We start from the raw sequence: 14,974 nt of genomic DNA, 5'->3' as shown, positions 1-14,974 counted from the left end.
GGTATGAAACGCTTTTTCAAATCGTTGACGCTGGCGATCGCCCTTGCCGCCAGTGTGCTTCTTTGGTCACCGCAAGCACAGGCCTATCCATTTTATGCGCAGCAGGGCTATGACAGTCCTCGCGAAGCGACCGGGCGAATTGTCTGTGCCAACTGTCACCTCGCCGCCAAACCCACCCAAGTGGAAGTGCCCCAAGCCGTCACCCCCGATTCCGTTTTTGAAGCCGTGGTGAAAATTCCCTACGACACCCGTGTGCAACAGGTGTTGGGGGATGGCTCTAAGGGCGGTCTGAATGTCGGTGCAGTTCTCATGCTGCCCGAGGGTTTCAAAATTGCTCCTCCCGATCGCATTCCCGAGGAGTTACAAGCCAAAACCAGCGGCATTTACTACCAGCCCTACAGTGAGGACAAGCAAAACATTATTCTGGTGGGGCCCTTACCGGGTGAGCAGTATCAGGAAATTGTTTTCCCCGTCCTCGCCCCCAACCCTGCCACGGATAAATCGATCCACTTCGGTAAATACTCCGTTCACGCTGGGGGCAACCGCGGTCGCGGCCAAGTCTATCCCAATGGTGAAAAGAGCAACAATAACGTCTTTACTGCACCGATCGCGGGCACGATTACCAGTATTACCGCTAACCCCGATGGCAGTACTGCGGTGGTGATCACCCCCGAGAGTGGTGAAGCAGTGACAGAGACCATTCCCGCTGGCCCTGACCTCATTGTCAGTGAAGGCCAAACGGTGGCAGCGGGTGAAGCCCTCACCAACAATCCCAATGTGGGTGGTTTTGGGCAAAAGGATACGGAAATTGTCCTGCAGGATCCCAACCGCATTAAGTGGCTGTTGGTCTTCTTTGCCGCCATCACCCTCTCGCAGATTCTGCTGGTTCTGAAGAAGAAACAGGTCGAGAAAGTGCAAGCCGCCGAGATGAGTCTCTAGGGCGTCATAGCGCCAACGCTAGTGCAATCCCTTCATGACACGATTGTGGCGATCGCCACGGCTATTGTGCCCCAGCAAGGGAGTATTGGCATTGTCCGTCTCTCAGGCGCCAAAGCAGTCGCGATCGCTCAGTCTTTATTTGAAGCCCCCGGCAAGCAGCCTTGGGAATCCCATCGTATTCTCTATGGCTATGTCCGCGACCCCCAAACTGGGGAACGGGTCGATGAAGCGCTCCTGCTGTTAATGCTGGCGCCCCGCTCCTACACCCGCGAAGATGTGGTGGAATTTCACTGTCATGGTGGCCTCATCCCTGTCCAGCGCGTGCTGCAACTGTGTGTCGCCGCCGGAGCACGCCTCGCCGAGCCGGGGGAATTTACGCTGCGCGCCTTCCTCAACGGTCGCCTTGATCTCACCCAAGCCGAAAGTGTGGCTGAACTGGTGGCCGCCCAATCCACAACCGCCGCTCAAATTGCTTTGGCGGGTCTGACAGGAAAATTCGCCCGCCCCCTCAAGCAGATTCGTCAGACCTGTTTATCCCTCTTGGCGGAAATTGAAGCGCGACTCGATTTTACGGACGAGCTACCCCCCCTTGACCCCGCAGCCATTGCTGAGGACATTCGCCAGCTGCAACACCAAGTGGCAGCGTTTTTGGCCACAGCAGAACGGGGAGCACTGATCCGCACTGGGCTAAAAGTGGCCATTGTGGGTCGCCCCAATGTCGGTAAGTCGAGTCTGCTCAATGCTTGGAGCCGTAGCGATCGCGCCATTGTGACAGATTTACCCGGCACCACCCGCGATATTGTCGAGTCCCAATTGGTTGTCGGTGGCATTCCAATCCAAGTACTTGATACCGCAGGCATTCGCGAGACCGATAACCTTGTCGAACAAATTGGCGTCCAGCGATCGCGCCAAGCCGCAGCCAGTGCTGATCTCATCCTCCTTGTCATTGATGCCAGTCAAGGGTGGACAGCCGCCGATCAGGAGATTTACGACCAACTCGAGCTGCAGCAGCGGCGGCAGCAAGCGCCTCAGTCCGTCTTGGTGGTTTTGAATAAAGCTGATCTCCTCAGCGAAACCGTAGAGGTTCAAGATATTCCATTGCCCATTGCCCCCATTCCCACTGTGCTGCTCTCGGCCCTCAGTCAAAGGGGAATTGAGTCTCTCGAGGACGCCATTTTAGACCTTGTCCAAGGCCAAGGGGTTACCGCCGCCAACCTAGACTTTGCCATCAACCAACGTCAAGCCGCGCTCTTGGAGCAGGTTCACCAATCCCTGAATCATGTGCTTGCGGCCATTGATGCCCAACTCCCCCTCGATTTTTGGACAATTGACCTGCATGCTGCCGCTCGTGCCCTTGGTACCCTAACCGGGGAAGAGGTGACGGAGTCTGTGCTAGAACAAATCTTTAGCCGTTTTTGCATTGGAAAATAGCCCATGCTTTGGAATACCAGCTACCGGCCGTTACTTGCTTATATCCTTCCCTATCGGCGACGGTTGCTGGTCGCTTTTTTGTGTACCCTCGGCTACGTCTCGACCATGCCGGCGATCGCCTACCTGATTGGCCAAGCGGCGAAGCTCATCGGGGCAGGGGATTTGATAGGCCTGATTCAATGGTGTGCCGCCTCCTCGCTGCTGTTTGTCGGTCGTAGTTTTTGCCAATTTGGCCAAGATGTCCTAATGTCCGATATTTCCCTACGGATTGTCTATGACATTCGGGTGCGGCTGTACCGTCATCTGCATCGTTTGGGGGTGGACTATTTTGAAAAGGCAGCGACCGGCGATCTCACCTACCGCCTCACTGAGGATGTGGATCGCATTGGCGTCATGGTCAATAGCAGTTTTCATCGCCTCATCCCCTCAACTTTAACCACAGTTGCCGTCATTGGTTATATGTTCTACCTCAACTGGCAACTGACATTGGGGACGATGATCATTGCGCCACTGATGACGTTTCTCATCGCTTGGTTTGGCAATCGGTTGTTGCGACAGTCGCGCCTGAGTCAAGCCCGCATTGCGGATTTGGCCTCCCACCTCACGGAGATTTTTTCGGGGATTCGTCTGATTAAGGCGTTTGCGGCTGAGGACTATGCTGTAGAGCAGTTTGAACAGCAGGCTGATATGAACCGTCGTGCTCGCTACCGTGCAGAACGCATTAAGTCAATGCAATACCCGGTGGTGGGGTTTCTTGAGGCTCTGAGCATTATGCTGCTGTTTATCTTGGGGGCGTGGCAAATCAATGCCGGTCATCTCACAGGGCCGCAGTTCCTCAGCTTTGTTGCCGCAGTAGCGCTACTGATGGAACCCATTAATATGATTTCTGCTGATTACAATGAACTCAAGATGGCACAGGCGTCGGTGGAGCGTAGCTTTGGCCTGTTGGCTCTCGAACCCACGATCAAGGAAATGAGCCATGCGCAGCCCCTACCCCCCATTTCTGGCAAAGTGCAATACCTAGATGTGTGCTTTGGCTATGATCTAGAGCGTCCCGTGCTCAAGGACTTTAATCTCTTGGCGGAGCCGGGCGAGGTGATTGCCCTTGTGGGACATTCAGGAGCAGGTAAATCCACCATTGTTAACCTGTTGCCCCGGTTTTATGACCCCCAAGCGGGAAAAGTCTTGATTGATGGCATTGACATTAAAACTGTGACCCTGAAAAGCCTGCGGCGGCAAATTGGCATTGTTCCTCAGGAAACGATTCTTTTCTCAGGCAGTATTGCCCAAAATATTGCTTTTGGTTACTCTGAACCGGATTGGCAGCGACTGATTGAGGCCGCCAAAATCGCCAATGCCCATGACTTTATTACTCAGTTTCCTGATGGCTATCAGACATGGGTCGGGGAAAGGGGGATTAATCTCTCTGGGGGTCAACGCCAACGACTGGCGATCGCTCGTGCAGTTTATGCCGATCCGCGTATCTTGATCTTGGATGAGGCCACCTCTGCTTTGGACTCTGAATCGGAAGCCTTGGTGCAAAGTGCTCTCGAAAAGGCAATGAAGGGGCGCACCGTCTTTATTATTGCCCACCGTTTGGCCACGGTTCGTCGCGCTGATCGCATTCTTGTCTTAGAGCAGGGGCGGATCATTGAAAGTGGCAGCCATCAAGAACTACTTGCCCAGTCTGCCCGCTACGCCCAGTTCTACGCCCAGCAGTATTTCCAAGACGCGGAATGACCCCTTGTCTGATGGGCTGGCCGTTTGGATTCTATCTTCTGAATTTGGGATGAGATGTTTCCTCGACGGCAGGATGTGAAAATAGACGTTGAATTGTTCAGAGCAGCGAGGACAGCTCATGGGTAGCATTATTTCTGTGCATTCTTTTCGTGGTGGCACAGGCAAGTCAAATACAACAGCAAATCTGGGCTGTACCTTGGCAACCTTGGGCTATCGGGTGGCGATCGTGGACACGGATATTCAATCCCCCGGTATCCATGTGCTCTTTGGCCTTGAGTCGGAAGATACGGAACATGCCCTGAATGACTACCTGTGGGGACGCTGTGAAATTACTGATGTGGCGCGGGATGTCAGCCATCTGATTACGGCTCACGGCCAGCAAGCCAAAGGAGCAATCTATCTCATTCCCTCTAGCCTCAAAACCAGTGAAATTACCCGTGTGCTGCGGGAAGGCTACGATGTCGGCTTGCTCAATGATGGTTTTCAGCAGTTGCTCCAAGGGCTGAATCTCGACTTTTTGCTCATTGATACCCACCCAGGGCTGAATGAGGAAACGCTGCTCTCGATTACAGTCTCCGATGCCTTGGTGCTGATTCTGCGACCCGATCGCCAAGACTTTCAAGGAACAGCGGTCACGGTTGATGTGGCGCGGCAGCTGGATGTGCCCAAAATGGTGATGGTGGTGAACAAAGTCCCCAGCGCCTTTAATAAGGACTCCCTCAAGCAGCAGGTGGAAACGACCTATGGTGTGCCCGTTGCGGGTATCTTGCCTGTTTGTGAAGAAATGTTTCAACTGGGGAGCAGCGATATTTTCTGTTTACGCTACCCTGAGCATCCCTACAGTCTCGTTGTCAGGAGTGTTGTGCAGCATCTGTTGGATTAGGGTAGCCTAGGAGTAAGGAGACTGACTGAATTTTGATCCTTTTGATCCTTCTCGAGTGCCACTGCCAGTCACTGCCATTGAGGAACATTGCCAATGATAGACAGTCAAAATGCTAGCAGTGGTTGCGGTGGGGGTCTCAATCCAGCAGATTTGTTGGTTTTGCCCGATCGCCAGCGATCGCTCTTGACACTGATGATGCGCCAGCCAACGCCCTTCACCGTGCCAGAATTGGCTGAGCAGTTGCAGTGGTCTGCGGAAGAGGTCAGTGCCACCCTCGCAGAGGTTCGCCAACTCGGCTATGTGACAGTTGACAACGACACCTACCAAGTCAAACTCGGACGGCGGACTCCGCGCGTGCAACCCAAGCGTCAATCTCCCCGAATTGCGGCGGTTTGGGACAAGCTGGGTTAAGTCTGAGCCACTTCCTCAGTTAAACCTCTAATTATATGAGGCAACTCGTGTGGTACGCTTAATTACGCTAAGTTTCGCAGAGGAAAGTCAGGACGAGTGCGCCCAAAAGTTCTTGCTGGCAACTGGAAAATGCACAAAACTCAACAGGAGGCGGTGGCCTTCCTACAGGAGTTCTTAGGGAAATTGGTGGACACCCCCAGCGATCGCGAGGTGGTGCTCTGTGTTCCCTACACCTGTTTAAGTGTATTGTCCAAGAGTCTGCACGGAACGCGGGTGAAGCTGGGTGCCCAAAATGTCCACTGGGCGGATCAAGGGGCGTTTACAGGGGAAATTTCGCCACCGATGCTGGTGGAGTTGGGCGTGCGCTACGTGATTGTTGGCCACAGTGAGCGGCGGCAGTATTTTGGGGAAACCGATACTACGGTCAACCAACGGCTCAAGGCTGCCCAACACTATGGCCTGACCCCCATTCTCTGTGTCGGTGAAACAAAAGCCCAACGGGATGCTGGGGAAACTGAAAACCACATCCTTCAGCAGTTGACCCTGGACTTGGTGGATGTCGATCAGAGCAATTTGGTGATTGCCTACGAACCCATTTGGGCGATCGGTACGGGCGATACCTGTGAAGAAGCGGAAGCCAACCGTGTCATTGGCCTGATTCGCAGCAAGTTACAGAATCCCGATGTCCCCATTCAGTACGGTGGCTCGGTCAATGCCAACAACATTGATGCGATCATGGCGCAGCCAGAAATTGATGGGGTGCTAGTGGGTGGCGCTAGTTTGCAGCCGGAGAGTTTTGGGCGTATCGTTAATTACAAGCTCCTTTGAACATGACTTTGAGTTCGGCGCCAGTGCCCTAGATCACATCTGATCCAAGAGCTCGCGCACTGCCCTCTGCGCAGAAAAACTTAAAGATATCAACATACAGCCCTTTCCCAAGCATGGCATGCACTACGACTCCAGAGCGCAATGCTGTGTATGTAGCCAAGAAAAGGGTCGGAGCGAGCGACTTATTACAACTGTTATCGTTTGCTGGGCGATTTCTTCATTTTCTTTTAGGATCGAAGTAAGGCTGAGCGATGCCCAAAGGAGGCCGACGATGCGCCAACAACTCTTCAGTGCTTTGACAGTTTTAGCTGCTTTTGTTGGTCTCAGCAGTGCTGCTGTGGCACAGCCCATGGCGATCGCCACCCTCACACCTCCTGAACTGCAAGAACTGCAACGCCTCGTGCCCCGCAGTGCCGAGGACTACTACAACGTGGGATTAATGCACCAAGGTACGGGTGATCTGGCCGCTGCCATTCATGCCTTTAGCCAAGCAATCAGACTCAACCCCAGTGCTGACTACTACTTTGCGCGCGGCCTAGCCTACTATGACCAAGGGGATATGCAGCGGGCGATCGCGGACTTTAGCACTGCGCTGCGCAACGATCCCCAGTTTATTGCCGCCTACTACAACCGCGGCATGGCCTATCTGGCTCTGCAAAACTACACAGCGGCGATTGCCGACTTTGATGCTGCCCTAGCACGGGATCCGCAATTTGTTGCTGCCTACTATAGTCGGGGCATGGCTCACTTCGATAGTGGCAATGTGGAATTGGCGCAACGGGACTATGAGCGTGCTCGCGCTCTCAACCCAGCGATGACAGCCCAGTACTACGATCGCGCCCCCCGTCCCCTCACTGGCGGTCCCTAGTGCCTGAAGCCACCGATTGCGGCGATAATAGGGGAATAATGTGCATGATGAGGATGAGCGATCGCGCCTATGCCCAGAACCCCTTCTGAATTTGCGGTGCATTTATTTCTGGATGGCGGTCACCGTGAGGAGGTGCGCTTCCCCACCATTCAAGACTTCCAGAAGTGGTACAGCAACGAGTTAGTGGCCAAAGCAGATTCCAACGACTTTATTTCCGTTCCCATTAAAAACATTCAAGGGGAATACATGGTGGTGCGCCCCTCAAAGGTATTTGCAATTCGGGTAGAACCCGTGTTTGCCTCTAGTGTGGATCGGTTTGCCTAACGTCTATGGCGGGTTTATTCGCAGGATGGGTTCAGGGGGTCGTGATCCTCGCAACAAGCGCGATCGCCACAGCACCAACGGTTGCTCCCTTAACGCGCCAAAGCCAACTGCCCCCAAGGGTTGCCCTAGATACGGCCCTCTGGCAATCCCCCAGTGAACGAGCACGACTGCTGCAGGCCATTGATCATAGTTTGCGTTACCTGCGCAGCGATAAAGCGCGCCGCGACTACGCCGCCTACACTGCTCCCGGTCAACCCGGCGCCGCCCTTGGCCCCAATCTCCATCAGCGAGTGATCCGCTCCCTCGAACGCTTTCGCCATCTGGTACAAACCCGTCGCTCTGCGGCAGAACTGCAAGCATCTGTCAAGCGAGAATTTGTCTTTTATCAATCCATTGGCACCGATGGCCAAGGGCGAGTGGATTTCACGGGCTATTATGCACCGACGTATCGTGCCAGCTTAGTGCCCACCGCAGAATACCGCTATCCCCTATTTCGTCGCCCCCCCAATTTTGAGCAGTGGCGAGAGCCGCACCCAACCCGCTTGGAACTGGAAGGGGCGGATGGTCAGCAGTGGCGCAATGGGCCTTTGCGGGGTCTGGAACTGGTCTATTTGCGCGATCGCCTAGAGGCCTTTCTGGTTCACGTCCAAGGGTCGGCTGAGCTGCAACTGCCCGATGGTCGCCGCTTTACGGTGGGCTATGCCGGTAAGACCAATCACCCCTACACGAGTATTGGCCAAGAACTCATTCGCGATGGCAAAATTCCCCGTGAGGAACTGACGCTACCGCGCCTCATGGCTTACTTTGAGGCCAACCCCGCTGAGTTAGATCGCTATTTACCTCGCAATGCCAGCTTTGTCTTTTTTGAACATACCCAAGGGCGCCCCCCCACGGGCAGTCTCTCAACGCCGGTGATTCCAGAGCGTTCGATCGCCACTGATAAGTCCCTGATGCCTCCGGGTGCCTTGGCGGTGATCAACACGAAAATTCCCCTCAAAGCCCAAGGCCAATGGCAGCAAACCCCCGTCAGCCGTTTTGTTTTGGATCAGGATACGGGGAGTGCCATTCGCGGGCCGGGTCGTGTCGATATTTTCATGGGCACGGGGGAGGTGGCCAAAGCGCGGGCGGGTCTGATCAATACACCGGGGCAGTTGTACTATTTGCTCCTGCGGGAATAGCTAGGGCTGCAGCGCTACTTTAATCACTTGGCGCGCCTTCATTCCTTGCAAGACGTTTTCAATCTCCGTGAGGGGGGCTTGGCCACTAATCAGTTTCTCGAAAGGCAATGTGCCGCTGGCAATCAGTTGCAAGGCTTGGCGGACAAATGTGGGTGTGTTGTGAAAGACCCCCTTGAGGGTGAGTTCTTCGTAGTGCAGGCGTTCGGTATCAACGCGGATCGAAGTTTCGCGGGGGCAGCCACCAAAGAGGTTAATGGTGGCACCGGGGCGACCACAGGCGATCGCCGTTTCCCAGACTTCAGGTACGCCAGTGGCTTCAATGACAATATCGGCACCCCGTCCTTGGGTCCAGTCTTTAACCACAGCAGGAATATCGCTGCACTGGTGATGATTTACTATCTGCTCTGCCCCGAATGTGCGGGCGATCGCCAGCCGCTGATCGGAACCGCCAAAGGCGAGAACCCGTGCTCCCTGCTGTGCCAGAACCCCCATAAACATCAGGCCAATGGCACCATCCCCCAGCACCACAATTTGCGGTGGACTTGGCCACGTTTCAACCATTGCGGGGTCAAAGCCAGAGCGAGCCACACCGTGGAGGACACAGGCGAGGGGTTCGGTGAGGGCAGCTAAGGCAAAGGAGAGGGACGCCGGAATAGGCAGCAGATTCTGGCGGACGATGCTGGCGGGAATTTTTAGATACTCGGCAAACGTGCCATTGTTAAACTCCAGATGGGGACAGAGAGAAAAGGCTTGGCGTTGGCAGTAAAAACACTGGCCACAGGGGGCAGAATTATTCGCTACCACGCGATCGCCCACCTGCCAGCCGGTCACCCCAGCCCCAAGGGCAACAATTTCCCCGGCCGCTTCATGGCCAAAGAGAATCGGTGGCGTTAGCATCCGTGCATGACCGCCGCGCCGCCATACCTTCAAATCGGTACCACAGGTAGTGGCAGCCTGAACACGAATCACCACTTCTCCGGGACCGGGCGTGGGATCGGCGACGGTTTCAATGCGGACATCTTCTTTGCCGTAGAGTACTGCTGCTTTCATTGCACTTCCCCCATCAAGCCAACCATTGCAGGAGGCCACAGAGCAGTCCCAAGAGGGCAACCACCCCATAAAACGTACTCACCACCCGCAGTTCTGACCAGCCCCCCAATTCAAAGTGATGGTGTAGAGGGGCCATCCGCAGCAGCCGTTTGCCCACGCCATCGGAACCTTTGGTTGCTTTGTAGTAGAGCACTTGGGCAATGACTGAGAGAGACTCCACAAAGAAAAGACCACTGACAATCAACAGTTCCCAGAGGTGATGACTGGCCAAGCCAATGCCCGCAAGGAGTGCCCCAAGGGCTAGGGAACCCGTATCCCCCATAAACACCCGTGCCGGATGGTGATTGTGCCAGAGAAAGCCGAGGCAGGCACCACTCATGACCACTGCCAGAATTTGCAAATCGGGATGGGCGGTCAGAATCATGCCTAAAGCGAGGAGGGCGATCGCCGCCGTGCCCGCGGCAAGACCATCGAGACCATCGGTGAGATTGAGGGCATTCCCTTCCGCCATCGGCACAAAAATCGCCAAAGGGATAAAGGCGATCCCTAAAGGCCAAACCCACCCCCAAGGCGCGGTCACCACCGCTGCCGTTGGATCACTGCCCACCAGCCAAGCACAAAAAAGAGCTGCCCCAATGCCCTCAAGGAGGAGCCGCAGCCGCGCCGATAACCCTTTGTTGGATTTGCGCCGCAGAACTTGCCAGTCATCCCACCAGCCAATGGCGGCATACCAGAGAACAAGGAGGGCGATCGCCCCCACCGTTGCGGATACTTTCCCCTGCGCAACTCCAGTCCACAGGAGGGCTAGACCTAACCCCGTCGGCACAAAAAAGATTCCCCCCATTGTCGGTGTGCCCGATTTTTGCAGGTGAGATTGTGGACCATCTTCGCGAATAATCTGCCCAGTTTTCAACCGCCGCAACAGGGGCACCACCGCCATCCCTAGCCCTACAACGATGGCAAAGCTCACCAACCAAGGCAGTGTCAAGGTTTTCAACGGCTGTTGCCAGTGGTTTGCTCCGGTATCGTAGGCAATGCTAGCCATGAGCAGGCCAATAGCGAGAAGGCCAAAAAGTCGCTGTCCTGTCAGCCAACGGGGTTCAATGGCAGCCGTGGTTTTGGTGGAGGGCATGGGGATAGCTCTAGCACATCACTCCGATAATAGGGGGATTGGTGCCCTACTCCTCAAGCCCTAGGTCATCTTCTTCGTCGTAATCGCCCAAGGAGTCACCAACAAATTCCTCAATTTCACCCATATCATCGAGGGTGCTATCCACGATCGGGTCTGTCTCATTGGCATCACGGGCAATTAATCGACCCGTTTGCTGTAACCATTCCAAAATGGAGCGATCGGAACGACCCGCAGCGGTTAAGTTCTTTTGGGAAATGGGTTCTTCGTACAAAGAGGGGTTGTATAGGGTCATAGGGCTAAGGTGAACGGTGTTGTAGTAGTCCAATCCTCTACTTTAACGTTTGCCCCTAGGAATGTAAATCTGCGTTTTGTGGCGATCGCCCAAAGTGGCACATTCTCTGGAACCTGCCTAGACTAGAGAAGTCCCTAAAGAATGGGCATGAAACTTTGATACACGAAGGATAGAAACAATGTCTTTACTCAAAAAATCATCCATCTCTTTGACGGTTTTAAGTGCGGTGTCCCTCGGCGGGGGGGCGATCGCTGCTCCCTACCCCCCAGAAGTGGTTTCCCGATTTACCAGTGAATGTACGACTGCCCTGCAACAACAGGTGCCGCAAATGGCGCAATACGGCAATGCCTACTGTACCTGTGTGATCAATGAACTGCAATCCTCGCTCACCTTGGCAGAATTTCAGGCGATCGGTGAAGATGTACAGACCAATGTCAATCCCGAAGTGCGCCAGATGCTCACCAACACGGCACAAACCTGCCTGCAACGAGTCACCCAGTAGTGCAGGGGGGAGAAATCCCCCCCAATATGTTCCTAGACTGCGCTTAGAAATTGAGCGGCAGCGGCTTGCAGATCGGCGACTTTATCGAGTTTTTCCCAAGGTAGGTCGAGGTCATGACGCCCAAAGTGACCGTAGGCAGCCACATCTTGGTAGAAGCGACCACCGCGCTCCTGGGGCAAGTGGCGCAGACCAAAGGTTTGGATAATGGCAGCGGGGCGCAGATCAAAGTGGGTTGTAATTAACTCCAGCAGTTGCTCTGGGGCAAGTTTACCCGTGCCAAAGGTATCCACAAAGAGGCTCATGGGGCGAGCCACACCAATGGCATAGCTAATCTGTAACTCGCATTTGTCGGCTAGGCCTGCGGCCACAATGTTTTTGGCAATGTAACGAGCCATGTAGGCAGCACTGCGATCGACCTTGGTGGGGTCTTTCCCGGAAAAAGCACCGCCCCCGTGACGGGCATAACCACCGTAGGTATCCACCACCAGTTTGCGTCCTGTGAGTCCCGAATCCCCCTGAGGACCACCAATGACAAATTTGCCCGTGGGGTTGACGAGAAAGCGGGTCTTGTCATCGGGTTTAATTGCCAGATCCGCAAAGACAGGGTTGACGACGGCTTCCCATAGATCGGCTTTAATCTTTTCTTGAACGGCGGCTTCGTCGCTGATGTCACCAATGGTGGCCGTGTGTTGGGTGGAAATCAGGATGGTATCAATGCCCACCGGCTGGCCATCTTCGTAGATGACAGTGACTTGAGTTTTGCCATCGGGACGCAGATAAGGAAGTTGACCCGTTTTGCGGACAGCAGCCAAGCGACGCGCCATGCGGTGAGCCAAGCTAATGGGCAGGGGCATATACTCAGGGGTTTCATTGCAGGCATAGCCAAACATAATGCCCTGATCACCGGCGCCAACGCGATCTAATTCGGCATCACTGAGACGTTCCCGTGCTTCTTGAGCCGTGTCCACCCCTCGGGCAATATCGGGGGATTGCTCATCAAGGGCAACGATAACGGCACAGCTATTGGCGGCAAAGCCATTTTCAGCATCAGTGTAGCCAATTTCACGGATTTTCTGCCGTGCTAGGTTGACGTAGTTGACCTGTGCTTTGGTGGTAATTTCCCCAGTAATCAGCACCAGACCCGTATTCACGACGACCTCAGCGGCAACGCGACTTTGGGGGTCTTGGGTGAGCAGCGCATCCAGAATGGCATCGGCAATTTGGTCGCAAATCTTATCGGGGTGGCCTTCGGTGACGGACTCCGAACTAAATAAGTAACGCAAGATAACACTCCTATGGCATGGGTTGTTGAAAGAACTGCAAGAAATTGGTTTATGGTAACACGGACTTTTGACTAAAAAACAAGGATTGGTTTCTAAATCCTAGGATTATACCTGAGCAGTAGGACACACGAGTGATTGTGATGATTGGCTAGACTAGGGGCAGATTTTAGGCGTTTCAAGTTGTATGTCTGCTTTACGCTATGCCTATTATCCCGGTTGTGTGGCTCAAGGGGCCTGTCGGGAATTAGACCTCTCAACGCGGGCGATCGCCCCCCTGTTGAATATCGAGCTGGTGGAACTGAAGGAAGCCAGTTGTTGTGGCTCAGGCACGTTTAAGGAGAATTCGTGGCTGCTAGAAGATACCGTCAATGCCCGCAACATTGCCCTTGCCGAACAGTTGGCTTTGCCCCTGTTGACCCATTGCAGCACCTGTCAGGGGGTGATTGGCCATGTGGATGAACGCCTCAAGACCTTTCAGCGCGATCGCCCGGCGTACGTGGCAGAAATTAACCAAGTGTTGACGCAACAGGGCTGCGCTCCTTACCAAGGCACCACAGAAGTGAAGCATTTGCTCTGGGCGATTATCGGCGATGTGGGCATTGACGAGTTGCGCGATCGCGTCCGTCGTCCCCTCAAGGGACTGCGCTGTGCGGCCTTTTATGGCTGCTATCTGCTGCGTGCCCAAGAGAGGCTGCCCTTTGATCACCCAATTCACCCCACCTCAATGGAACAGGTGTTTGAGGCAGTTGGGGCTACCCCCATCGAGTATGAGGGACGTACCCAGTGCTGTGGTTGGCCCATTTCCAGCTATGCGACGGCGGCCAGTTTTGCCATGGCGGCACAACGACTCCAGAGCGCGATCGCCCATGGCGCGGATTGCATTGTCACCCCCTGTCCCCTCTGTCATTTGAATCTGGATGCTCGCCAACCAGAAATTGCCCAGCAGGTGGGAGTTACCCTCAATTTGCCGATTCTCCATCTGCCGCAACTGGTGGGTCTAGCCCTTGGCCTGCGTCCTGAGGAACTGGGTTTGAGAAAACACGTGGTTTCAATGCAACCGGTGTTGGCAAAACTGGGGCTTTAGCTGATTGCCAAGAGGCCTGATTCAGTGCAGATAGCTTGCAGTGGCTGATCCCACGGGTCACGGGGCAATTCTGCTAGAAGGGCTGACTCAAAGACAATTCCCCAGCGACACACGTGCTGCCAATCGGGGTGGGCAAAGAGGCGATCAAAAAAACCGGCGCCATAGCCGAGACGGTAGCCTTGGCGATCGCAGGCAACGGCAGGCACTAGGCAGAGATCAACACACGCTGGATCAATCGGGGGCGCTTCGGGGGGCGGTTGCCAAAGGCCATAGCGTCCTTGCTGGAGAGTGTCTTGGTTGCCATTAAAACAATGCCACCGCAAATCCTGACCCACGACACGGGGCAAGCCCCACTGTTTCGGGAGTGACCAGAGGAAGCGCAAGTCGGGTTCGCGGCGATGGGGCACATAGGTCAACACTGTGGTTGCCTGTTGAAACTGGGGATGATCAAGCAAGTGCTGACAAATGCGCTGACTGCGATCTTGCCACTCGCGATCGCTCAGGTGCTGCCGCCATTCAAGATAGTGTTGTCGCAGTTTGACTTTATCGCTCATTGATTTTCTGGGCACCAAAGCTACAAGTTAAGATAGAGGCCAAAGTGAGTGTTTAGCCTGAGGAACGATGCAACTGTCCCCCCAAGAATAAAGACAAGCTCCTGATTTTTACCGCCGCTCTTGTGGCCGAACGTCGTAAAGCACGGGGTCTCAAGCTCAATTATCCCGAAGCAGTGGCCTATATTTCTGCTGCCATTTTGGAAGGGGCGCGGGAGGGGCGCACAGTTGCTGATTTGATGAACTATGGCACAACGCTGCTCAGCCGTGACGATGTCATGGAGGGGGTGCCGGAAATGCCCACAGAAGTACAAGTCGAAGCAACATTTCCCGATGGCACGAAGCGGGTGACCGTGCATACACCCATTCGCTGAAGCCTCAAAAAGCCCTAGGATAGCGCCAACCGCTGATTAGCAGCACATCTCCAAGGAAAACGGAGAGAATTTTTATGGCCATTCAAATCCCGATAAAAATAGTC

The 14,974-nt window shown here is 54.5% G+C and carries 16 protein-coding genes and 1 pseudogene; 12 read left to right on the top strand and 5 right to left on the bottom strand.

Features of this window, described 5'->3' with window-relative positions; all coding sequences use genetic code 11:
* The first annotated feature begins 3 nt into the window (after window positions 1–3).
* The 9 genes from petA (at window position 4) to RHK62_RS06235 (ending at window position 8,602) form a co-directional block, all read left to right on the top strand.
* Window positions 4–939 carry a cytochrome f gene (gene petA / locus RHK62_RS06275; protein ID WP_149817480.1) on the top strand — a complete coding sequence of 312 codons (936 nt, stop codon included), beginning with the start codon at window positions 4–6 and terminating at the stop codon, window positions 937–939.
* Between the two features lie 21 nt (window positions 940–960).
* Window positions 961–2,370 carry a tRNA uridine-5-carboxymethylaminomethyl(34) synthesis GTPase MnmE gene (gene mnmE / locus RHK62_RS06270; protein WP_310438387.1) on the top strand — a complete coding sequence of 470 codons (1,410 nt, stop codon included), beginning with the start codon at window positions 961–963 and terminating at the stop codon, window positions 2,368–2,370.
* Between the two features lie 3 nt (window positions 2,371–2,373).
* Window positions 2,374–4,110 carry an ABC transporter ATP-binding protein gene (locus tag RHK62_RS06265; RefSeq protein WP_302679094.1) on the top strand — a complete coding sequence of 579 codons (1,737 nt, stop codon included), beginning with the start codon at window positions 2,374–2,376 and terminating at the stop codon, window positions 4,108–4,110.
* 118 nt (window positions 4,111–4,228) lie between these two features.
* Window positions 4,229–4,993 carry a MinD/ParA family protein gene (locus tag RHK62_RS06260; protein WP_149817487.1) on the top strand — a complete coding sequence of 255 codons (765 nt, stop codon included), beginning with the start codon at window positions 4,229–4,231 and terminating at the stop codon, window positions 4,991–4,993.
* 93 nt (window positions 4,994–5,086) lie between these two features.
* Entirely contained in the window at window positions 5,087–5,404 is a 318-nt protein-coding gene (locus RHK62_RS06255; protein WP_310453450.1) for a hypothetical protein, read from the top strand.
* Window positions 5,405–5,500: 96 nt separating this feature from the next.
* Window positions 5,501–6,232, top strand: coding sequence for a triose-phosphate isomerase (tpiA, locus tag RHK62_RS06250; RefSeq protein ID WP_206201478.1), 732 nt, complete (start codon window positions 5,501–5,503; stop codon window positions 6,230–6,232).
* Between the two features lie 271 nt (window positions 6,233–6,503).
* Window positions 6,504–7,100, top strand: a complete 597-nt coding sequence (locus tag RHK62_RS06245) for a tetratricopeptide repeat protein (RefSeq protein WP_302676478.1) — start codon at window positions 6,504–6,506, stop codon at window positions 7,098–7,100.
* Window positions 7,101–7,169: 69 nt separating this feature from the next.
* Entirely contained in the window at window positions 7,170–7,424 is a 255-nt protein-coding gene (locus RHK62_RS06240; protein ID WP_149817491.1) for a hypothetical protein, read from the top strand.
* 5 nt (window positions 7,425–7,429) lie between these two features.
* Window positions 7,430–8,602 (top strand): murein transglycosylase A, encoded by a 1,173-nt coding sequence (locus tag RHK62_RS06235; RefSeq protein ID WP_310453449.1) that lies wholly within the window; start codon window positions 7,430–7,432, stop codon window positions 8,600–8,602.
* Here RHK62_RS06235 and RHK62_RS06230 read toward each other — a convergent pair whose 3' ends face one another.
* The 3 genes from RHK62_RS06230 to RHK62_RS06220 are packed head-to-tail and all read right to left on the bottom strand — an operon-like array spanning window position 8,603 to window position 11,076.
* A complete protein-coding gene (locus tag RHK62_RS06230; RefSeq protein WP_206201475.1) occupies window positions 8,603–9,652 on the bottom strand; it encodes a zinc-binding dehydrogenase in 1,050 nt (349 codons plus the stop codon).
* 13 nt (window positions 9,653–9,665) lie between these two features.
* On the bottom strand, window positions 9,666–10,784 hold the full coding sequence (mraY, locus tag RHK62_RS06225) for a phospho-N-acetylmuramoyl-pentapeptide-transferase (protein ID WP_302679091.1): 1,119 nt from the start codon (window positions 10,782–10,784) through the stop codon (window positions 9,666–9,668).
* A gap of 46 nt (window positions 10,785–10,830) precedes the next feature.
* Entirely contained in the window at window positions 10,831–11,076 is a 246-nt protein-coding gene (locus RHK62_RS06220; protein ID WP_149817500.1) for a DUF3134 domain-containing protein, read from the bottom strand.
* 178 nt (window positions 11,077–11,254) lie between these two features.
* Between RHK62_RS06220 and RHK62_RS06215 the strand changes: the two genes are divergently transcribed.
* Window positions 11,255–11,578, top strand: a complete 324-nt coding sequence (locus RHK62_RS06215) for a hypothetical protein (protein ID WP_206201473.1) — start codon at window positions 11,255–11,257, stop codon at window positions 11,576–11,578.
* A gap of 32 nt (window positions 11,579–11,610) precedes the next feature.
* Here the strand turns inward: RHK62_RS06215 and metK are convergent, their stop codons facing one another.
* Window positions 11,611–12,861, bottom strand: a complete 1,251-nt coding sequence (gene metK / locus RHK62_RS06210) for a methionine adenosyltransferase (protein ID WP_206201472.1) — start codon at window positions 12,859–12,861, stop codon at window positions 11,611–11,613.
* A gap of 184 nt (window positions 12,862–13,045) precedes the next feature.
* On the opposite strand from metK, the gene RHK62_RS06205 reads away from it, so the two are divergent.
* Window positions 13,046–13,945 carry a CoB--CoM heterodisulfide reductase iron-sulfur subunit B family protein gene (locus RHK62_RS06205; protein ID WP_206201471.1) on the top strand — a complete coding sequence of 300 codons (900 nt, stop codon included), beginning with the start codon at window positions 13,046–13,048 and terminating at the stop codon, window positions 13,943–13,945.
* Here the strand turns inward: RHK62_RS06205 and RHK62_RS06200 are convergent.
* Entirely contained in the window at window positions 13,942–14,499 is a 558-nt protein-coding gene (locus RHK62_RS06200) for a 5-formyltetrahydrofolate cyclo-ligase (RefSeq protein ID WP_206201470.1), read from the bottom strand. The two genes, RHK62_RS06205 and RHK62_RS06200, sit on opposite strands and share 4 nt — an antisense overlap.
* A 67-nt stretch (window positions 14,500–14,566) precedes the next feature.
* Here RHK62_RS06200 and ureA point away from each other — a divergent pair.
* Window positions 14,567–14,870 (top strand): annotated as a pseudogene (ureA, locus tag RHK62_RS06195) (urease subunit gamma).
* Window positions 14,871–14,974: the final 104 nt, after the last annotated feature.

Source organism: Thermosynechococcus sp. HY213, assembly GCF_031460975.1.
Classification (GTDB): Bacteria; Cyanobacteriota; Cyanobacteriia; order Thermosynechococcales; family Thermosynechococcaceae; genus Thermosynechococcus.
Note: the sequence above shows the minus strand (reverse complement) of the source record. Positions and strands in the feature narration are given on the sequence as shown.